The organism is Candidatus Eremiobacterota bacterium (genome assembly GCA_031082125.1).
GTDB lineage: Bacteria > Vulcanimicrobiota > CADAWZ01 > CADAWZ01 > Ess09-12 > Ess09-12.
On sequence record JAVHLM010000001.1, the window covers coordinates 215555 to 235870 of the forward strand.

General features: G+C 56.8%; 19 protein-coding genes. 13 read left to right on the plus strand and 6 right to left on the minus strand.

Annotated elements, in window-relative coordinates; all coding sequences use genetic code 11:
• Nucleotides 1–413 precede the first annotated feature (413 nt).
• Genes RDV48_00800 through RDV48_00835 form a run of 8 tightly spaced genes read left to right on the plus strand, consistent with a single transcriptional unit; the run spans nt 414 to nt 9114 of the window.
• Nucleotides 414–1748: a V-type ATP synthase subunit B gene (locus RDV48_00800; protein ID MDQ7821308.1), complete on the plus strand. Its 1335-nt coding sequence runs from the start codon at nt 414–416 to the stop codon at nt 1746–1748.
• Nucleotides 1749–1754: 6 nt separating this feature from the next.
• Nucleotides 1755–2372, plus strand: a complete 618-nt coding sequence (locus tag RDV48_00805; protein ID MDQ7821309.1) for a V-type ATP synthase subunit D — start codon at nt 1755–1757, stop codon at nt 2370–2372.
• Entirely contained in the window at nt 2369–4144 is a 1776-nt protein-coding gene (locus RDV48_00810; protein MDQ7821310.1) for a hypothetical protein, read from the plus strand. The genes RDV48_00805 and RDV48_00810 overlap by 4 nt, the downstream gene beginning before the upstream one ends.
• Nucleotides 4145–4591 (plus strand): ATP synthase subunit C, encoded by a 447-nt coding sequence (locus RDV48_00815; protein ID MDQ7821311.1) that lies wholly within the window; start codon nt 4145–4147, stop codon nt 4589–4591. It begins immediately after the preceding gene.
• A gap of 56 nt (nt 4592–4647) precedes the next feature.
• Nucleotides 4648–5313 carry a hypothetical protein gene (locus tag RDV48_00820; GenBank protein ID MDQ7821312.1) on the plus strand — a complete coding sequence of 222 codons (666 nt, stop codon included), beginning with the start codon at nt 4648–4650 and terminating at the stop codon, nt 5311–5313.
• A gap of 1 nt (nt 5314) precedes the next feature.
• Nucleotides 5315–6004, plus strand: coding sequence for a DUF2764 family protein (locus tag RDV48_00825; protein MDQ7821313.1), 690 nt, complete (start codon nt 5315–5317; stop codon nt 6002–6004).
• Nucleotides 5973–7802 carry a V-type ATP synthase subunit A gene (locus tag RDV48_00830; GenBank protein ID MDQ7821314.1) on the plus strand — a complete coding sequence of 610 codons (1830 nt, stop codon included), beginning with the start codon at nt 5973–5975 and terminating at the stop codon, nt 7800–7802. Before RDV48_00825 ends, RDV48_00830 begins: the two co-directional genes overlap by 32 nt.
• A 1-nt stretch (nt 7803) precedes the next feature.
• Nucleotides 7804–9114: a hypothetical protein gene (locus tag RDV48_00835; protein ID MDQ7821315.1), complete on the plus strand. Its 1311-nt coding sequence runs from the start codon at nt 7804–7806 to the stop codon at nt 9112–9114.
• On the opposite strand, the gene RDV48_00840 is transcribed toward RDV48_00835, so the two are convergent.
• Both RDV48_00840 and RDV48_00845 read right to left on the minus strand, forming a co-directional pair.
• Nucleotides 9079–9966: an ROK family protein gene (locus tag RDV48_00840; protein MDQ7821316.1), complete on the minus strand. Its 888-nt coding sequence runs from the start codon at nt 9964–9966 to the stop codon at nt 9079–9081. The two genes, RDV48_00835 and RDV48_00840, sit on opposite strands and share 36 nt — an antisense overlap.
• Complete coding sequence (locus RDV48_00845) at nt 9963–10664, minus strand: NUDIX hydrolase (GenBank protein MDQ7821317.1); 702 nt, start codon at nt 10662–10664, stop codon at nt 9963–9965. Before RDV48_00845 ends, RDV48_00840 begins: the two co-directional genes overlap by 4 nt.
• A 196-nt stretch (nt 10665–10860) precedes the next feature.
• On the opposite strand from RDV48_00845, the gene RDV48_00850 reads away from it, so the two are divergent.
• Nucleotides 10861–11229 carry a hypothetical protein gene (locus tag RDV48_00850; protein ID MDQ7821318.1) on the plus strand — a complete coding sequence of 123 codons (369 nt, stop codon included), beginning with the start codon at nt 10861–10863 and terminating at the stop codon, nt 11227–11229.
• An 80-nt stretch (nt 11230–11309) separates the two neighbouring features.
• Here RDV48_00850 and RDV48_00855 read toward each other — a convergent pair whose 3' ends face one another.
• Nucleotides 11310–12065: a YrhA family protein gene (locus RDV48_00855; protein ID MDQ7821319.1), complete on the minus strand. Its 756-nt coding sequence runs from the start codon at nt 12063–12065 to the stop codon at nt 11310–11312.
• A 384-nt stretch (nt 12066–12449) separates the two neighbouring features.
• Here RDV48_00855 and RDV48_00860 point away from each other — a divergent pair, with 384 nt between their 5' ends.
• Genes RDV48_00860 through RDV48_00870 form a run of 3 tightly spaced genes read left to right on the plus strand, consistent with a single transcriptional unit; the run spans nt 12450 to nt 15657 of the window.
• Nucleotides 12450–13403 carry a glycosyltransferase gene (locus tag RDV48_00860; protein MDQ7821320.1) on the plus strand — a complete coding sequence of 318 codons (954 nt, stop codon included), beginning with the start codon at nt 12450–12452 and terminating at the stop codon, nt 13401–13403.
• Nucleotides 13400–14122, plus strand: a complete 723-nt coding sequence (locus RDV48_00865) for a class I SAM-dependent methyltransferase (GenBank protein MDQ7821321.1) — start codon at nt 13400–13402, stop codon at nt 14120–14122. Before RDV48_00860 ends, RDV48_00865 begins: the two co-directional genes overlap by 4 nt.
• Nucleotides 14119–15657 carry a glycosyltransferase family 39 protein gene (locus RDV48_00870; protein MDQ7821322.1) on the plus strand — a complete coding sequence of 513 codons (1539 nt, stop codon included), beginning with the start codon at nt 14119–14121 and terminating at the stop codon, nt 15655–15657. Before RDV48_00865 ends, RDV48_00870 begins: the two co-directional genes overlap by 4 nt.
• 16 nt (nt 15658–15673) lie before the next feature.
• On the opposite strand, the gene RDV48_00875 is transcribed toward RDV48_00870, so the two are convergent.
• Both RDV48_00875 and RDV48_00880 read right to left on the minus strand, forming a co-directional pair.
• A complete protein-coding gene (locus RDV48_00875) occupies nt 15674–16123 on the minus strand; it encodes a YrhA family protein (protein ID MDQ7821323.1) in 450 nt (149 codons plus the stop codon).
• A gap of 71 nt (nt 16124–16194) precedes the next feature.
• On the minus strand, nt 16195–16923 hold the full coding sequence (locus tag RDV48_00880) for an HNH endonuclease signature motif containing protein (GenBank protein ID MDQ7821324.1): 729 nt from the start codon (nt 16921–16923) through the stop codon (nt 16195–16197).
• A gap of 617 nt (nt 16924–17540) precedes the next feature.
• Here RDV48_00880 and RDV48_00885 point away from each other — a divergent pair.
• A complete protein-coding gene (locus tag RDV48_00885) occupies nt 17541–19754 on the plus strand; it encodes an FHIPEP family type III secretion protein (GenBank protein ID MDQ7821325.1) in 2214 nt (737 codons plus the stop codon).
• Here the strand turns inward: RDV48_00885 and RDV48_00890 are convergent.
• On the minus strand, nt 19664–20299 hold the full coding sequence (locus tag RDV48_00890) for a PHP domain-containing protein (GenBank protein MDQ7821326.1): 636 nt from the start codon (nt 20297–20299) through the stop codon (nt 19664–19666). The genes RDV48_00885 and RDV48_00890 overlap by 91 nt on opposite strands.
• Nucleotides 20300–20316 lie beyond the last annotated feature (17 nt).

The following is a 20316-nucleotide window of genomic DNA, read 5'->3' on the forward strand; positions in this document are numbered from 1 at the left end:
GCGCCAAAAGCTCCCGCGCCAAAGGCTCCCGCACCAAAGGCTCCCGCACCAAAGGCTCCCGCACCAAAGGCACCCGCACCAAAGGCACCCGCACCAAAGGCACCCGCAGCTAAGGGGAAGGCTAAAAAATAACCCCAGTGCCGCTCTCTCCTTGAGTTTCAGAAACATGACCAGACAAGCCAATGCCTGGAAGGCCGCTCCGCCGGTCTTCCAGGCAGGCTCGCACTTATCGGTGCTCCCTCCCAGGTGACCCTTGAAAAGGACAATTCCTCCCTTCTGTATAATTTATCATTACAGATAAACTCGGTAATTTCTCCCGCTCTCCCAGACAAAACGATAGAGCCACTATGGAGGAAGCGCCATTGAGCCCTCTCTGGCAAACAAATCTCTTTACCTGAAAGAGGTGAGGCCCTATGATCCCGGAGCTTATTCAGCACACCCGTATTAACGACATTGTAGGCAATATGATCCGTGTGCAGGCTGAAAATGTCGCACTCGGCGAGCTTGCCATGGTGGAAAATCCCGACGGCGAAGAATCACAGGCCAGGGTGGTGGAGTTCAAGAAAGACCTTGCGAGTCTCCAGGTCTTCTCGGGGGGGAAGGGCATCTCCACCGGCGCCTCGGTGAGGTTCCTGCGCCACTTCATGGAGGTCCTCTATTCTCCCAACATCCTGGGCAGGATATTTGGGGGAACGGGCGAGCCCATAGACGGAGGGCCCTCACTCAACTCAGACCCCAGGATACCGGTGTCGAGCGCCACGGTAAACCCCATGATGCGCGAGATGCCCCACAGGATGATCAGGACGAACGTCCCCATGATCGACCTCTTCAACTGCCTCGTGGAGAGCCAGAAGATACCGATTTTTTCCATCGCGGGGGAGCCCTACAATGCCCTCCTCGCCCGCATCGGCTTCCAGGCAGACGCGGAGATAGTGGTCTTCGGCGGTATGGGCCTGGCCTTTGACGATTACCATTTCTTCAGGAACAGCTTCGAGGAGCATGGCGTGTTCGGCCGCACGATAATGTTTGTAAACCAGGCTTCCGATCCCGTCGTGGAGAGGCTGCTGGTGCCCGACCTTGCGCTGGCCGTGGCCGAGAAGTTTGCCGTTCTGGAGCATAAGCGGGTGCTGGTGCTCCTCACCGATATGACCTCTTATGCCGACGCGATGAAAGAGATAGGGATCTCCCTCGAGCGCATTCCGGCGCTCCGCGGCTACATGGGCGATCTCTACACACAGCTTGCGCGGCGCTACGAAAAAGCCTGTGATTACAGGGGAGCGGGCTCGGTGACGATACTCACCGTCACCACCATGCCGGGCAATGACCTGACCCACCCCGTTCCTGACAACACGGGGTACATCACCGAAGGGCAGTTCTATCTCCATGACAGCGTCATCGATCCCTTCGGCTCCCTCTCGAGGCTCAAGCAGCATGTGATAGGCAAGGAGACCCGCGACGACCACTCCCAGATTATGAACACGATGATACGCTTATACTCGGGAAGCGTGGAAGCCGACAAGAAGCAGGCCATGGCCTTTGACCTCTCGCCCTTTGACGAGAAGCTCCTGAGATTCGGCAAGCTCTTCCGCAGCCGCTTCATGGATATCAACGTGTCGCTGCCTGTCATAGAGGCTCTCGATCTTTGCTGGCAGACCCTCGCGGAATGCTTTGAGCCCCAGGAGCTCCTTATGAAGCAGAGCTTTATTGACAAGTATTACCCGAAAGATGCCAAGGAAAAGGCAGGATAACCGCCGATGGGAAAAGTGACTCTGAGCAAGAGCTCCCTTCAGAAGGAGCGCACTCAGCTCAAGCTCTACCAGAAGATGCTTCCCTCCCTTGACCTCAAGCGCCAGCAGTTGACGCTTGAGCTCGGGAAGGCAAGGGAGGAGCATGAGAAGATCAAGTCACGCCTGGAAACCCTCAAAAGCGAGACAAGGGAGCAGCTCCCCATGCTGGCCGTCGAAGACCTGGCTCTCACGGGGCTTGTAATGCTGGAATCAGTGAAGGTGGAGACGGAGAATATCGTAGGGGTGAAACTGCCGGTGGTGCGGGAGGTAAAGTGCTCGATCCGCCAGTATTCGATGTTTGCCAGGCCCTTCTGGGTTGACATCCTGGTGGAGCGCCTCAGAGAGGCGGCAGAGCTTTCCGCCGTCATTTACACGGCGGAAAAAAGGGTGGCCATCCTGGAGCAGGCCAAGCGCCGCATCACCCAGCGCGTCAACCTCTTCGAGAAAGTGCTGATACCCGGCGTGAAAAACGATATCAAGCGCATCGTGACCTACCTGGGAGACCTGGAGAGAACGTCGGTGGTGCGCTCAAAGCTTGCGAAAAGGAAGCAGCCGTCGGCCATGGAGGAGACACTGGAGCCATGAGCATAGTCCCCCTCGTCAAAGTGACAATCATAGGGCTCCTGAGCGAGAAGGAAGCAGTCATGGCAGATCTCCAGGAGCTGGGCTGCATTCATATCATATCCGCAAAGACCCCGGGCGAGACAGGGTCCTCTGCCGCCGTCTCGGCTGATGCACGGAGGGCACTGGCGTTCCTCACAAGCTGCCCCCACAGAAGAACGCAGGTGCATGCCTCCAAAGTCTTTGACGCTGAGAAGATAAAGATGCGGGCCATTGAGGTGGAAGAGAGGCTCCTCTCCCTGAGGGATGAGCGTGACCGGCTCCAGGACAAAATCAAGAACCTGAAGCCCTGGGGTGACTTTTCCTTTCCGTCTCCCGAGGCCATGAGAAACCTGAAGCTCTGGTTCTACCTCGTTCCCCGCCACCTCCGGGAGAAAGTAGAAGCCTCAGGCCTCGCATGGGCCCTTGTGAACAGCGGTGAGCACATGGATTACTTCGTCGTCGTGTCAGAGAAGGAGCCCGTAGGGATGCCTGTGGCGCGCTCACTGACGGGGAACAGATCCCTTACGGACCTGGAGCAGCGCCTCATCGACGTGGAAAACGAGATAGAAGACCTTGAGGCCGAGCGCTACAGCATGACACGGTGGTGCGAGCTTTACTCAAAGAATCTCAACAGGCTTGAAGATATCGAGGAGCTCAGAAGGGCGTACCAGAAAACCCTTGACATCTCTCCCCTCTTCGCCCTTGAAGGATGGGCGCCCCGCTCGAGCGCCGGGAGCCTCAAGGCTTATTCGGAGGAGCATAATGCTGCAATTGAGATAAGAGAGCCCGACCGCAGCGAGACGCCGCCCACGCTCCTTCACAATCCCCCGCTCCTCGCGGGAGGGCAGGACCTCCTCACCTTCTATATCACGCCGGGGTACTGGCTTTCCGACCCCTCGATCATCATCTTTTTCTCTTTTGTGATCTTCTTTTCCATGATCCTGGCCGATGCGGGGTACGCCCTTTTTCTGGGCCTCGGGCTCCTGCTGATAGAAGGGCAGATGGGGAAAACTGAATCTGGCAGGCGCCTCAGGGTCCTTTTTTTCGCCATTGTCGTGACTTCAGCCATCTGGGGCGTCATGATAGGGAGCTATTTCGGCATGGAGCCCGAAAAAAGCTCTTTCCTCGCGCGCCTTAAAATCCTGGATCTCAATGACTACAATACCATGATGACAATCTGCATCTCTATGGGCGCATGCCACGTGATGCTCGCCAATCTCATGGATATACTGCGCAAGGGCTGGAAGGCGGCAGCCCTGGCCCCTCTCGGGTGGATACTTTTCATTGGCGGCGGCCTGATGCTGGGACTCACGGGCAGCGTAAAACCGCTCGAGGGAAAGTGCGGAGTCTGCCTCATGGCGGCGGGGCTGCTCGCCGTATTCCTTTTTTCAGGAGTGGGCCATCCTCTCGGGGCAAGGCTCCTCCATGGCCTGGAGCGGCTCACGAAGGTCACCTCTGCATTCGGCGACGTGATGAGCTACCTCAGGATCTTTGCCCTTGGCCTCGCCTCGGCTTCGCTCGCCGTTGCCTTCAACAATCTTGCCCGCCAGGCATCCCATGCCATTCCGGAGGTCGGCATCGGCATGCTCCTCTCACTGTTCGTCATTCTGACAGGCCACAGCGTGAACCTTGTTCTCGGCATCATGGGCGGAGTGGTCCATGGGCTCCGCCTCAACGTGATAGAGTTTCTGAACTGGAGCACACCGGAAGAGGGGTACCCCTTCCGGGCATTTACTAGAAAGGGGGATACATAGGTGGATCTTCTGTATGTCACACTGGGCTGGATAGGAATTTATGCTCCTGTGGCGCTTGGCTCGATGGGGAGCATAATCGGGTGCGCCAGGGCGGGGCAGGCCGCCATAGGCGCCCTCCTTGACGTGGAGAGCGGCTATGGGAAATACATCGGCCTCAGCGCCATGCCTTCGACGCATTCAATATTCGGGATCGTGATAATGCTCTCGCTCAACATGAAAGTGGACGCGGTCCACGGGCCGGGGCTCTTCGCCGTGGGAGTTCTCTCGGGGCTGGGCCTCCTCATCTGCGGCATGTGCCAGGGCCAGGCCTGCGCCTCCTCGATCCAGGCCTCGAAAAGCAAGCCCGAGATCTTTGGCATCTCAATAGCCCCCGCGGGCATTATCGAAGGTTTCGCCGTCTTCATCCTGGTCTTCGCCCTGGTGCTTTCGGGCTCGATAAAAGGCTGAGATACCTGGCCGAAGGGGCGGAACCCACTACTTGCAGAGACATGGAGGAACTTGCTATGACCGAGCAACTTAAGACATCCTCGGGCGTGGAGAAACTGATAGAAAAGCTCCGCAGCGAAGGGGTGAAGGCCGGCGAAGAAGAGGCGCAGAGGCTTGTGAGCGAGGCGGAGAAAAAATCGGCGGAGCTCATGGCGAAGGCAAAGGCCGAGGCCGACGAGCTTTTCTCAAAAGCCCATGCGGAAATTGAAAGGGAGAAGCAGGGAGCCCTTGAGTCACTTCAGCTTGGGCTCCGTGACGCCATAATCGAGCTCAGGGAAAGGCTTACCACGCGCTTCAAGGTACAGCTGGGAAAGCTCGTGGAGGCGGAGCTTCTGGACAGGGATTTCCTGAAGAAGCTGATCCTGGTGATCGCCGGGCACGCCGCCCCGCCGAAAGATGAAGAGATCGAGATCCTGTTCTCCCGCAAGGGAATCATTGCAGAGAACGGCGGAATCGCGGCCGGGCAGTCGGAAAAGATGGACTCCTTCATCGCCGAGATTCTCAGGGAAACACTGCGCCAGGGACTTGCCGTTACCCCCTCTTCGCGCGATGAGGCGGGGATAAGGATCAGGCTCAGGGGGACCGATGTGGAGGTCGATCTTTCAGACGGGGCTCTCTCGGAGCTTATTCTTTCCCACCTGACGCCCCGGATTCGCCATAAGATTGAAGGAGCGCACCGCTGATATGGCCGGCAGGGAATACTATACTCTCATGGCAAGCCTTCCCGCTCTCCCTTATTTCGAGCGCGCGTCCCGCCTTCCCATCAACGAGGTGCGCCTCAGGAAAAGACTGGAGATGCTTGAGGATGATGACAGGGCCGTCACAAGAAAATTGATTGAGTTCCTCGCATGGAAGCAGCAGCCTCTTGAAAGGACCGACAGGGAAGTGGTGACGCTCTATGAGCAGATGGAAAGACTCACAAGGCATCTTCCCGGCGCCTGGAGCATGATAGTGAAGGAGATAAGCCAGCGTACAATCATGGCGGCTCTCCGGCGGCGCAAGAAAGGCCAGGGGCCGCCGGGAAAATGGGAAACCTGGGGTGTCGGTCCCTGGGTTGAGCACATAGAGCTGCACTGGAACAACCCTGATTTCATGATGGGCTTCACATTCCCATGGATACCGAAAGCGAGGTCATTGCTTGAAGGGGGCGAAGCTCTGGAGCTTTCAAGGCTTCTCTTCAAGGAGAACTGGGATACCGCCGACGGCCTCTCATGGGATGATCCTTTTTCTTTTGAAGCGGTGCTTGCCTATATCTCCAAGTGGGCCATTATCAGCGTGTGGCTCGGATATGACAACCAGGCGGCGGAAAAGCGCTTCAATTCACTGATTATGGAGGTTACCCATGGACAGGAACAGCTCTTCAGCATCGGATGAGGCCCCCGGGGGAAGCAGGGCCCGCAGGAGCGCCAGAATCATCGCGGCGCAGGAAAGCCTCGTGACCGTCGAGATAGCCGATGGCCCCCTGGTAATGAACGAGGTGGGGTTCATCTGCCTGGGCGAAGAGCGCCTGAAGGCGGAGATTTTGAGAATACGTGGCCGCACGGCGGACATGCAGGTCTTTGAGGACACCGACGGCCTGCGGCTTGGCGACACCGTGGAGCTCACCGGCGACCTCCTCTCGGTGGAGCTCGGTCCGGGGCTTCTGGGACAGGTCTTTGACGGCCTCCAGAACCCCCTCTCGGTGCTTGCGGAAAAGCACGGCTTTTTCCTCAAGCGCGGCACCGACCTCTTTCCTCTCGACAAGGCCAGGAAATGGGAGTTCAAACCCTCCGTCACCTCGGGAGCAAGGCTTGTGGCCGGCCAGGCGATAGGCACGGTAAGGGAAGGTAATTTCTCTCACAAGATAATGGTGCCCTTTGGAGAGCATGGGGAGGTGGAGGTGCTCTGGGTCCGCCCCGGCACGATCACCCTCGATGACGCCGTGGCCTCCATCAGGAAGGCTTCTGGAAAAGACCAGGAGGTCACCCTTGTGCAGAGATGGCCCGTGAGAAGACCGCTGCCGGCCGGCATGCTCAAGCGGCGCTTTGCAGAAAGGCTTTATCCCTCCGAGCCCCTCACGACCACGCAGAGAATAATCGACACGTTCTTCCCCATCGCCCTGGGAGGGACCGCATGCATCCCGGGACCTTTCGGCGCGGGCAAGACGGTGCTCCAGAGCCTCATATCCCGCTATTCGACCGTGGACATAGTGATAATCGTGGCCTGCGGCGAGCGCGCTGGCGAGGTGGTGGAGACCATCAAGGAGTTCCCCACGATGGTCGATCCCAAAACGGGAGGGTCCCTGATGGACCGGACCATCATTATCTGCAACACCTCGTCAATGCCTGTCGCCGCCAGGGAATCATCGATCTACACCGGCATCACCATGGGAGAATATTACCGGCAGATGGGCTACCAGGTCCTGCTGATTGCCGATTCCACTTCCCGGTGGGCCCAGGCGATGCGCGAGACCTCGGGACGCCTCGAGGAGATCCCGGGCGAAGAGGCCTTTCCCGCGTACCTGGAGTCCAATATCAAGACCGTCTATGAGCGCGCAGGGGTGATACGCTGCCCCGACAATTCCGTCGGCAGCCTCACGATGATCGGCACCGTGTCGCCTGCGGGAGGCAACTTCGAGGAGCCGGTGACACAGGCCACCATGGCCACGGTGAAAACTTTCCTGGGCCTCTCTTATGATCGGGCATACAAGCGCTGCTATCCCGCCATTGATCCCCTCATCTCCTGGTCCCGCTACCTTGACCAGCTTGAAACCTGGTATGGGACCAACCTTGGCGCTGACTGGACAAAAAGCGTCAAGGAGATGCACGGCCTCCTGGTAAAGGGAGACTCCATCTACCAGATGATGCAGGTCACCGGCGAAGAGGGAATCACGCTTGAAGACTTCATCACGTGGCAGAAATCCACGTTCCTGGACATGGTCTATCTTCAGCAGGACGCCTTTGATGAAGTGGACGCGGCAATGAAGCGGGATCGGCAGCTTAAGAGCTTCAGCCTGGTGAGAGACCTCATTGCCCGCCGTTATGATTTCCCTGACAAGGACCAGGCGAGGGACTTCTTTACCAGGCTCACGGGCCTCTACAAGAATTTCAATTACAGCAGGGAAGGCTCGCCGGAGTATGAGAAATATGAGAGCGAGATAAAGAAACTGGCAGACGAGCATACGAAGAGTTAGAATGATGGCTTCTTCCGGCACCTTAGAGAAGAAAAGACCTTGGGCCTGGTGTGCCTGGGTCCTTGCCCTCATCATCTGCGGCTGCACACCGACGCTCGTCCGCTTCCCCTGGGCTTTCCCTCTCATCATGGCTCTCGGGCTCATACCCCTTGTCATGACGTGCTTCATCCCCTCGGTGATGCTTGACTACTCCCTCATGGTGATGCTGTGCCTTATATTCAGGGAATACTTTTTCCAAGATGACGTGACCCTTTATCTCCCCCTCCTCGCGATGATCCTGGTGACGACAGGCCACCGCACCGGCGCCAGGCTGGTCCCCGTGGCCTCCCTTATAATGGTGGTGATTGTCCGCCTGGCAGGGTATTGGAGCGGCCTCACTCTTCTTCACCATATCTTCACTGCCGCTTCAGCTTTTATGCTCGCCGTTGACCTGTGCACTGCCATTCATAAGCCCCGCGGCCTCTCTTCCCTGAAGAAAGTGGATGTGCTCCTGTGCTCATACTCGGGGAACACGGGGCATTTTGCACGGCAGTTCACTGACAGCCTCAAGGGCATCAAGGTGATTGTGCACCGCTTCCACTACTACAAGAGCTTCAGGGCAAAATTCAACGGCCAGGGCCTGGTGCTCGCCTTCCCTGTCATCGGGTGGCGCATGCCTTGGCCCCTGCTCGCCTACCTTATCAAAGGCCTTCCGCGCAGCGAAGGCAAGACGGCCTTCATACTCTCCACTGCCGGCGGCGGCCCCGAGAATGCCGGATTCCTTGCATGGCTTCTGTTGTCGCTCAAGGGTTACACGGTGAAAGGGTGCTGCTGGGGAGTCTATCCCCTCAATGTGGTGCCCTTCAGGATTGGCCCGAGGGGCATGTACAGGTTCCTCGACAGCCTTCTCCCCCGCAGGGCAGACCTGGCAATGGCAGAGACGGCCGCCGGGGAATTCTCCCGGGGTATGCCTGCAGGGAACGCGGTCACCATTTTCCCTTTCCCCCTGGTCTTTCTCGGGATGCTCCTGGATAACCCCTGGCTCAACGCCATAATTTACAGGAACTATGTGTGGAAAAGGCGCTGCATGAAGTGCGGGCTCTGCATCCGCTTCTGCCCTGCAGAGCGCCTCGGCGCCAGGGAAGACGGCTACCCCTTCCCCCGGGGCACCTGCGCCCTCTGCCTGGGCTGCATAAACCTCTGCCCCGGAAACGCCATGCATATGTATTGCTGCTCGGAATACGGGAATCCCTACCCGCCGAAGTTCCCTGAATACGTGGTCAAAGACCGGGAGCACTTAGAGGCCCAGCGCCTCCATGGCGAGGGCCAGTGAGCCCAGGGCGCCCGAACGGGTCCCCAGGCCGGGGGAAACTATGAAATCCTCGTTCTCATCAACAATAAGGGGCGTCCTTATGTAGCCGTTAAGAAGCTCCCTCACTTTTCTCCTTATGAGGGGAAAAAGGCTCTCCCTCTGCATGACGCCTCCTCCCAGGATGATGAGCTCCGGCGAGAGGATGGCTATATAGTTCACCAGGGCGCATGCAAGGTAGCCCGCTTCCAGGTCCCAGGCGGGATGCCCATCGGGGAGCTTTTCCGCGGGAAGTCCCCAGCGCTTCTCCATGGCGGGGCCGGTTGCAAGGCCTTCGAGGCAGTCTTTGTGAAAAGGGCATACTCCCTCGAAAGGATCGAGGCCTCTCTCGTGGGGAATGTATATATGGCCCATCTCGGGGTGGATGAGGCCGTGGACAACGGTGCCGCCCGCAAAGACCCCGCCGCCGATCCCTGTTCCCACCGTGAGATATATGAAATTCTCTTTGCCTTGAGCGGCACCCCAGCGCTTTTCGCCGAGTGCGGCAGCATTCACGTCGGTATCAAAACCTACCGGCACGGGAAAGCGCTGCTGGAGCATGGCGCGGATATTCACGTCCTTCCATCCCGGCTTGGGTGTTGAAGTGATGGAGCCATAGGCTGGAGAGCTCCGGTGAGCGTCGAGGGGGCCGAAGGAGCCTATGCCTAGTGCGGCAATTCCCTCGCGGTACGGCTCGAAAAAATCAGCGACATGCTTCATCGTCTCGCCGGGGAGCGTCGTCGGTATCCTGAGCTCGGCCCTGATATCATCTGGCGCTGCCGCCACGATACAGTTGAACTTGGTGCCTCCCGCCTCTATGCCGCCAAAAAGTCTCACTGTTTCTTCTCCTTCCTGCGGGGAGCGCTCCCTTCATGGTACTCTCTCTTGCCGGGCTCACTGGCGGACTCATCTGCTCCGCCGGGGTTTCTCATGTTCCTGTCGCCGCACCACGGTATTCCGCGGAGGTAAAGATCATACCAGAATAATCCTACGATGCCCATGGCGTTCCCCAGCATCCCTGAAGTGAGAAGTGAATTAATTTCTTCGGCAGGCACCACGAGCACTTCAAGCTCCTCGGTGGTATCCCTGCTCAGCCTCCCTGTGTGAGTGCAGTCCTTGGCAAGGAAAGTATAGCAGAGGTTGGTGAGAAATGCAGGGTTGGGATAGCAGGTGCCAAGGTGGATCACTTCACGGGGGATATATCCCGTCTCTTCCTCAAGCTCCCTCAGGGCTGCCTTTTCAGGGTCCTCCCCCGGGTCCACGAGGCCTGCCGGGATCTCAAGGGTTGCCATGGCAATCCCATGGCGCTGCTGCACTACAAGGATTATGCCCCCGTCGGGAGTGAGAGCTATGACGTTTACCCAGTGGGGCGCCTTGAGCCTGAAGAAGTCATGGGGCTGCCCCGTGTGGGGAGACCACGAAGGCACTCTTTCGAGGGAGAAAATCCGCGCGTCGCCAATTTTCTCAGGTTCGCCGCGCCTCCAGGGGGGCACAAGTTTTTCAATGTCTTTCCAGGTGACGAGGCGGTGTTTCATGGGCTTTCTCCCTTCGGTGCATGGTCTGAGTCTCCTTTCTACCAGAGGAGGCCCTGACCCTGCACATGTTAATAAAAGAGTCTGTCCCCATTTACAATTTTTCAACATCTGCAGGAAATTTTAACAAGAAGGCTCTTACACCGGGCATTAAAATCTGGGATAATAAAAAGGGAACTCACCTTCAGGAGGTAACGTCATGAGCGACTTGATTTCCAGCATAGACAAGCTGAATGCTCTAAGGAATAAGTATGATATAGCGGGCATCGGGGAGACGGGCGCCCAGACCCAGGCGGCAGGCGGGACGCAGGCCCAGCCCTCGAGCCTTGGCCAGGACGGCCTCTCGCTCACCAACGAGATGCAGAAGAACAACCAGGCTGCCCAGCAGCAGCAAATGCAGCAGCAGCAGGGCGGCGATGGCTCGGGCGCCATGTGGGCCGCCTTCGGAATAAACCTCGGGCTGTCAATCCTTGGAAAGATCCTTGGCGGCGGTGGCGGGGGAGGCCAGGAAGGCGGCGGCGACGACCAGCAGCAGGCCGGAGGCTGCAGCGGAGGAGGCGGCGGCTGAGGCTAGAAGAGAAGCCGCCCGTGTGGACGGCAGAAGAGAAAATAAAAAACACCCTTTCTCCGGGAGAGGGTGTTTTTGTCTTATGCGTTGGCTTCGAAAGCCGCCTTGAGCATCGTGTCAAAGGATGCGTATGATTCGCAGTGATCAAGCGAGCAGGAATCAAGGCCCACATAACGGGACTTTTCAGGGTCAAAGGCATACACCATATCGCCTGACTCCCCGACCACCAGGTACTTCTTCATTGAATCCACGTCGCGGCGGTCACGGTTCGCCTCCACGACCCCCTCGATCTCCCTGTCATCATAACCTGCAATGGGAGCCGTCCGGCTCCCGAAAATGGTGAGGCCGTTGTGATCGAGGCCGTTGGTCCTGGAAAGGAACCTTGCATAATCGTCAGGAAGGGCGGTACCCAGATCATTCTCCACCTGCGACCTGAGATGTGAAACGGCATCATCGGGACAGGGCGCCTGCATGGAGAGTCCGTACTCGCTTTTTTCCTTTTCCACCTTGGTAAGGAGTCTCTGCATTCTCGCCTCGCCGGCAGGCTTCTTATCCTTTGCAGGGTGTCCATGGGGTGCTGGGATCTCGGTCCCTTGAGCCAGATGGCCCGCAAGCGAGGGATCTTCCATGAATAGAGTCATCGGGGCGTTGCCGGACGGGGAGGTCTGGTGCGGCGAGGCCGCCACTTTCCCTTCGGAAACACCGGGAGTGAGGGCAAAGATGTCTGCCGCGGGAGCCTTGCGCTCCGGCGGGGGGGCGCTTTTCTTCTGCGGAGCCGCCTGATGTTCCCTCTTTTCGGGCACGGGAGCGGAGAGGGAAACATCATCACCCTGCACCGGCAAAGGAGGCGCGCTCTCTGGCGGAGGCGCCTTCACTGCAGGAGGTCCGGCTGTCCCCTGCCCTTCTGCAATTCTGCCTGCTGAAAGATAAGATAACGAGGAGCTTTTAAGTGGATCCATAAGCCCTTCAAAGAGATAGATTATCCTGCTTATATTATAGCATGGCAGTCCAGGGAGCTCTGTAAACAAATTGTGAACTTTCCGGCACAACATGGACGGGCTTGCACAGGCAACTCCTTTCTGGCGGGCATTCTTCCCGGTGAAAGCAGTCCCCGGGGGGAGCGCCCTGAAGAAAGCGGGCAATTGGATCTCAGGGGAAATATCTGATATAATCTTGATATGAATCAGCCGAAAGCTCCCGAAGCTCAAAAAGAGCTTTGTGTGGTCGTCATCCCTGTCTACAATGACTGGGAGTCTGTGGCAATTCTCCTTAAAAAACTCGATGATACCTTTGCAGGGGAGGGCATTTCCGCCGAGGTCCTCCTTGTTGATGACGGATCCTCTCTCGCAAGCGGGGCTTTTTTTACCAAAGATACGACTTATTACGCTCTGGAACAGGTGGATATTCTCAGGCTGAACCGCAACCTCGGGCACCAGCGCGCCCTGGCCATAGCCCTCTCCTTTGTGAGCGAAAGAAAAGATTATACTTCCGTAGTAGTCATGGATGGCGACGGCGAGGACGATCCGGCAGAGGTGCCAAAGCTTATTGCTGAACAAAAAGCGGCAGCGGGGGAGACGATACTGTTCGCGGCACGGGGGAAGCGCTCTGAAGGCCTCCATTTCAAAATCTTTTACCATCTCTTCAAGAAGATATATTTCCTCCTGACTGGAACAGCCTTGAGCTTCGGGAACTTCAGCGTAATTCCCCGTAAAGCCCTCGAGCGCCTCGTGAATGTCGCGGAGCTCTGGAACAACTATCCTGCGAGCGTGATAAAGGCCAGGTTTCCTTACAGGACAGTAAAAACCGCCAGGGGGCGGCGCTACAGGGGCAGCTCCCAGATGAACTTCGTATCGCTGATGCTGCATGGGCTCAGCGCAATCTCGGTGCACGGGGAAATTATCGGTATCCGCGCCCTTATCGCCATGCTTATAGTCGCATTGCTCAGCTTTCTTGCCATTATCATCGTCATTTTCATCAGGCTTTGCACCGACCTGGCGATCCCTGGATGGGCCTCATACCTTGCAGCCACCTTTTCGGTGATTCTGCTGCAGTCACTTACCATGACCATGTTTTTCGTGTTCATGATATTGCACAGCAGGAATCTGGCATGCTTTCTTCCAAAAAGGGAATACCAGTCTTTTATTCTTGCCAGGGAAACACTTTTCAGGAAATGACTTCACCAGACTATACAGGCCAGGAACTCGCGCTGTTCAGTGCCGCCAGGAACTGGAAACTCTACCTGAAGGGCTTTGCAGGCCCTCACCTGCGGGGCAGGGTCCTGGAAGTGGGCGCCGGTATGGGTGGCACCACGAGATACCTCTGCGATGGAACGCAGAAAAGCTGGATGTGCCTTGAGCCCGATCCCTCGCTGTCAGCTCTCCTCAGGGAAACCATCGGGAGAGGTGAAATTCCCCCTGTCTGCCAGGTGAAAGAGGGCATCCTGGCGGATCTGAAGCCCGAAGAAACCTTTGACACCATATTATATATTGACGTGATTGAACACATTGATAATGACCAGGAGGAGGTCGGCCTGGCACTCTCTCACCTCGCACCCGGCGGATCTCTCATCATCCTTGCCCCTGCCCTGCAATGGCTGTACTCGCCATTTGACAGGGAGATAGGGCATTTCAGGCGCTATGACAGAAAAATGATGAGGTCGCTGCTGCCCCCGGGGATGAAATGCCTCATGGAGAAATATCTGGATTGTACCGGCGTGCTGCTCCTGCTGGGAAACAGGCTGCTCGCGAGGCAGAAAATGCCATCAGAAAAGCAGGTGAGGACCTGGGACAGATTTTTTGTGCCTCTCTCAAAGGCTCTTGACCCATTGTTTCGCTATTCCTTCGGCCGCTCGCTGCTTGGCATATGGCAGAATACGGAGAATCTCACGATATGAATACCCAGAATACCGGGACTGCATCGCGCAGAGAGGGCCTCTTTCTCGCAGTCATTGTGATTGCCGCGGCAGCCCTGAGACTTTATGATCTGGGCACCAAGGATTTCTGGTTTGACGAGGCTCTCAGCCTTCTCAAGGGACTCCTTTCCATCCCCAATATCCTCAATGATTCGCTCTCGCAGATTGCTCCCGATCCCCACCCTCTTCTCTATCCCCTTTTTATGAAAGCATGGCTCAGGCTCGGGAGGGACGAGGCAATGGTAAGGCTCCCTTCGGTAGTGGCGGGAGCCGCTTCCGTCTATGTCCTCTTTCTCCTTGCGCGCTCACTTTTCGGATCCAGAGCAGGGCTTTATGCCTCGGCGCTTGCCGCCATTTCACCCTTTCTTGTCGCGTATTCCCAGGAAGCCCGCAACTACAGCTTTCATCTCCTTTTTTCCCTTCTCTCACTCTACTGCTTCTGGCGCTTCTGTGAAGCTGAAGAGAAGAGAGAGGAGCGGGTGTGGTCAGTTCTCTATGGATTCTCCACCCTCCTTAACATGAACAGCCACTATTACTCATTTTTCCTGATACTCTTTGAGAATCTGTTTTTTTTCCTCTACTACCGGCAGAACACGGAGAAGGTAAAGCGGTGGCTCACCATACAGGCACTTTTGCTTCTATGGGCTTTTGCCATGCTGCCTCTGCTGCTCCATCAGAGGGCGCTTGTCGTTTCCGGGGGGATAGCGGACTGGATGCCGGCATTGACCCTTCCACACCTGGCCACGCTCTTTGTGAACTGGAACTTCACCGTCCTTCAGCTTCACAATAACCTGCTTTATCCCTGGATAAACCGTGAGTGGTGCGCGCCATTCATCCTGCTTATCATCATCGTGGGAGTAATCCAGGCGCTCAGGAGGGGGAAAAAGGGAGCTTTTGTAATTGCATGGTTTGCCATTCCTTTTTCCATTGCCATAGTGATGTCTCTGAGCCGCAGCATGCTGGTGGACCGTTATTTCATAAGCATCATCCCTGCTCTCATTCTGCTGGCCTCTCTTGCGCTGAGCTCATTGAAGCCCTCATCCCTGCAGGCATCTGTCTTTGGCCTGATCCTTCTTGTCTATGGGCTCTCCCTTGCCCAGTATTACGGGAAATATACCGAGCCCGGATATAAGAACTATTTTCTGCAGAGCATGAAAGGGATCAAGGATTTCAGGGGGATCCGCGGATACCTGGATTCACGCCTGGAGGCACAGGACACGGTGCTTATTGACGACAATTTCGTTTTTATGCCTCTCCTCTATTACTGCACTCCCGCCCGGGCACAGCTCCACATGCTGAGCTTCCCTGAAGAGATCCCGCGCTATTGCTCCTCGCCAAGGATTTTCCTTGTTCACTCGGTTCCGATGAAAACCCAGATCCCCAGCAAGGAAGCGGGAGAAGCGGCGCCCGAAGTCCTGGAGAGGCTCTCGGAATATGGAAGGCTCGAGGAAAAAGCAGAGTTTAAAGGGCTGGATATCTTCATTTACAGAAAGAAACCCATCCCGTCGCAGCGCTGATTTCTGGAATTCTCCTTCACGCGTGGGTATCTATGGCTCCCTGGAGCATCTCCCTGAAGGATCCGTAGGGATCGGCCTCGTCAAGGGCCACGGCGTCGATGGAGAGATACTTTTTGGCGCTCAGCCGGTACACGTATAGGACCTCGCCGTCGCCGCCGAAGACCAGGAAATCTCTGAAGCGGTCCACATCACGGAAGGCCATGTTGGCCTCGACAAAGCCTTCGATGGTACGGTCTTCGAAGCCGGTGATATTCAGCGTGTGGGTCGCGTAAAACACGAAGCCGTTATAGTCCAGGCCGTTCACCTCGCAGAGCAGCGAGATATATTCAGGCGGGAGCGCGGCGCCGAGCTCCTTCTTTGCATTGCTCTCCAGGAGCTTTATCTCGGCCTCCATGGCAGGCTGCTGGAGCCTGTAGCCGTATTTCTCGAGATCCTTTTTTATAGGCGTGAGCAGTTCCTCATACATGGCCTTCTCCTTAAAAGTAAAAGTATCGCCGGGGCGATACTTTTAATATACTCCGCGCAGATCCATATTCCCTACCGGGAGCGGGGACTTTCCGTCACGTAGGAGGGGTCGGGGGGATAGATGAAGCCCCTGGGCATGGGCCACTCCATGTGCCTCACCTCGTCAGTGCCGTCGGGCATGCCTTCTATCTGCTGCGTCTGGTAGTTGGTTATCGCCTGGTGGGCCGGCTTATTCCTGATGAGCACAAAGTTGGAAAAATCATTGGTACCGCCGTCATCGAGAGGGAGCTTGTGGTGCACCTGGAATCCCGGGGGCACCTTGCCGTTCTGCATCATCTGGATGTCGGTGTCATTGAGGCCTGCCTGCCTGAGGGCATCGAGCTTTTCAGGATCGTTGCCAAGATCCTTCATGAACGATCGGCGGACCCTGTTGTTGAACTGCTTGCGCAGTGCCGCCTGCTCTTCCTCGTCCCGCTTCTTGTAGGCAAGGTCGATGATATCGACTCCTTTGAGAGTCACATTCTTGTTTCCCATGGGAAGGGTGATCTCGTCGGCGCCGCCACTGCCTTCACGCTCACCGGGCCCCGCGATGTCCATAAGCTTTTCCTCGAACTGCTGCGATGCCTGGAGGGCTTTCCCCTTCACATGGGGCTGTTTAATCCCCTCTGAAGACTGCTGTTCCTCGACATCCGAGGCTTCGGCCCCCGTTGCGCTTCCGGCAGCATCAGGCTCCTTCTTGCCTTTGAGGGGTGATGCATCTGACGAGCCGATTACCCTTGTGACATTTCCATAGACATCCATGCCACTCCCTCGCTTTCTTCTGTACACACTTCTTCTTAATCACTTATCACTACATTATGAAAAAAGTAAAGGGCCCGGCCCGGAATCCCGGCACTTCAAGGTTTTCACGCTCCGGCGCGCCGGAGCCACCCATGGCGGTTCACAAAGATTTAACATCAGGAAAGGGAATTTTTACCTCGAGGCAACAAAATGGCAATGTCTCTATGAGATAATAAAGCGGGGGAGGCCCGCTCCTCCCTCACTGCCAGGGAGCCCTCCCGAAGCCCCGCAAAGACTTTATCTCCTGAGCGGTACTATTCATCCTGAACAATCACGCCTCACAGGCAGGCAGGCGTGCGCAGGTTCCGTTCCCGTGCCGGCCTCAACACACCAGAACACGCCCTGAGCCTCAGGATTCCGGGGGCCTTCCGGGAGTGCCCTTTCGCAGAGTTCCCCCTGTTTCAGGGACTGCCCCGGGCTCCCGGAATTGACAGAGCCTCATAAAATCGATTCCTCCAGATATTTCAACGATGAAACCCTTTGCTCATGAAGATTCCGCGAGAGGCTGAACACCGGATCCTGACCTGCTGCGAGGCCGAAAGCCTGTCCCCATTATTTCACAGGAGGTTCTTTGACGAATGCGCAAGCACATGCCGCCATCCCGCTCCCCCGGCTGCCCCTCTCTTCTGACGCTCCTATGCTGCACGGCATTGATTCTGCTCATTCCGGCCCTGATTTACATGGCCCCTGTTGACAGCCTCATCTTCGTAAGCCTTGCCCTCTCTCTGCTCCTTACGCTCCTCGCTTCCTCGGGGTGGCAGGCTTTCACCAGGTTTTTCCCTACGGCAGCCCTCCTGGTCACCTTTTTCCAGGTCACGGTATTCCTGACAGGAACCGCGAAAATCCTGTCCGGGGCTATCATCTGCGGCCATGGAGGCTCCAGCCCGGCAGGCACCATAATCCCCTCATGCGGAAACCTTATCGTGTCCGGGAACTCCCTGACGGGCCTTTTGATGTTCATTGCCCTTGCCGCCATACAAATCCTTTTCATCATGTCACACTCAGAGCGCATCAGCCAAATGGCCGCGAGGTTTACTCTCGACGCAATGCCGGGCTTTCAGATGGCCGTTGACGCGGACTTTCACTCGGGGCTCGCCACCGCCGAGGCGGCAAAGGCAAGGAGGAGAGCCATCGAGAGCCTGGCTGATTTTTACGGATCCATGGACGGCCTTGCAAACATCAAGAGATATGCAGTGATTGCCGAGCTTGCAGTGATGGCGCTCGCAGCCCTGGCAGGCACAGTAAAAGGCGTTCTGGCTCACATGGAGTGGCATTCGGCACTGCATAATCTCATCCCCTATATTATCGGTAACGGGGCGCTTGCCACGGCATCGTCCCTGCTGGTTTCCACCGCCATGAACGTGGTGGGAGCAAGAGAGTGCGAGAAGGCAAATTTCGGTGAGGACATCGTGAAGCAACAGACCAAAGCGGCACCAGGTGCGTTTTACTCACTGGCGGTGATCTTCGGCGTCCTCGGCCTGCTTGACCTTACAGGCATATTGAAATTCTCGAGGCTCCCCTGGTTTCTTGCCGCTGAAGTCTGCGTGCTGATGGGAAAGATGGTGGAGAAAAAGGCGGCTCTTGACAAAGTGACCACCTATGTCGCCACCGGCGGGCAAAGCGAAAAAGGCCCTTCCGAGCCTCAGGGAAAAGCGGTGCAGGAGTTTTCCGCACCTCAGGCGCCGCCTCTCTCCATCGAGTTTCACCCCGATCTTTACCTTACCCTGGATCAGCAGTGCCTTGCCGCAAAAGCAGTCGAGGCCTCTAAAACGCTTTCAGGGAAGCTGGGCTTCCCTGTCCCGGCAGCGCAATTCCTGCCTTGCAGCTCCCTCTCCGAGAAGACCTTTGTAATAAGAATTCACGGTATCACCGCGGCAGCGGGCTTTCTCGAAGGGGAGCGCCTCCTTGCGAAAGGGCCGGTGCAAGTCCTGGCGGAGCGTGACGGGATAAGAATGGTGGAGCACTGCGACAGCTCGCCGGGCCTCTGGATTGAACGCTCCGGGAAAGATGAAGCCCTCAATGCCGGGCTCACCCTTCTCGAGCCCGCCGATGTCCTTGTGAAGAGGCTTGAAAAAGCCATTCTGCTCCATGCCCCCTACCTTCTGGACCGGTCACATGTGACAGATCTTATCAGCAATGGGAGCAACGAGTGGCCCGAGCTGGCCAGGGCCGTAAAAAGAGACAGTATCACGGTGGAAAAGGTGGAGAAGACTCTTCAGAACCTCCTCTGGGAAGGGCTCCCCATAGCAGAAATCAAGCCCCTCATGAACATCATCGCCTGTAACAGGATGGAAGATCCCGAAACTCTTGCCGAGCTCGGCCGGCTCGCCATGAAGAAGGCTGTCTGCTGCAGCTGCCGGGACAGCGACGGCACGCTCCATGCCCTTTTCCTTGATGATGAAATCAAGGACTACCTCCTTCACCATCTCTGCAGGACCTGCGAAGGCTCATACCTCGCGCTGGACCCTGAAACAAAGGGGGACCTCCTGCTCGCACTGGCAGGCGCGGTCAGAAAGCTCGCACAAGCAGGGCACCCCGTGGTGCTCATCACTGAGCCAGCCCTCAGGCCCTCGTTGAAGCGCCTCACCGACCAGCTCATGCCGGACCTCCCGGTCCTTTCCAGCGACGAAATGACTGTTGACAGCCTCGTAGTATATTCCGGCCTGGTCTCTCTCAATGACAGCGGGAGGGTAAAGGAGCCTCACTCCCTGCCGAATGACTTCCCGGAGCCCCTGGCCTCCCGGGGGATGGAAAAACTCCCCTGCTTGAGGGCTTTCACAAAGTCCGCGTAAGTTTCTATGGGAGTAGGAAATTCTGTCCAGACCAGAAAGAAATTTTTTGCCGAATGGGCATCAGAGCCTGCCGTCATGGGCTTTTCAAGCTCCCTGGAGAGATCCATGGCCATCTGGTTCATCCAGGGGCTTCGCAGGCACTTCCCGTTGATCGCCTCGATGGCATCAATATAAGGGGCTACGTCGTATTTGATCTCATGCACATGCTCTTCCGTGAAAAACTCGAAGGGATGGGCCCAGATGACGGCCACCGCGGGATCGGGAAGAGATACGACGGGAAAGCGCATGATATGCTGGAACTCGTCAAGGTGCTCAGAAAAGAGGAGAAAATCGCCCCATTCGGTGGTAATCTCCATTGCAGGGAAGTAAAGGATCCCGTGTTTGCCGAGCTCCTCCCTGAGGTAGTCGCTGTCACCCAGGGAATCGCCATGATTGGTCGTGACCACGACGGCAGCCTCTTCCGAGCGCGCACCATGGACAAGCTGCAGAGGCGTAAAGGCGGAACAGGATGACGCCGTGGTATGCACATGGAGATCGATTCTCATGGGGGATACCTTTCGAA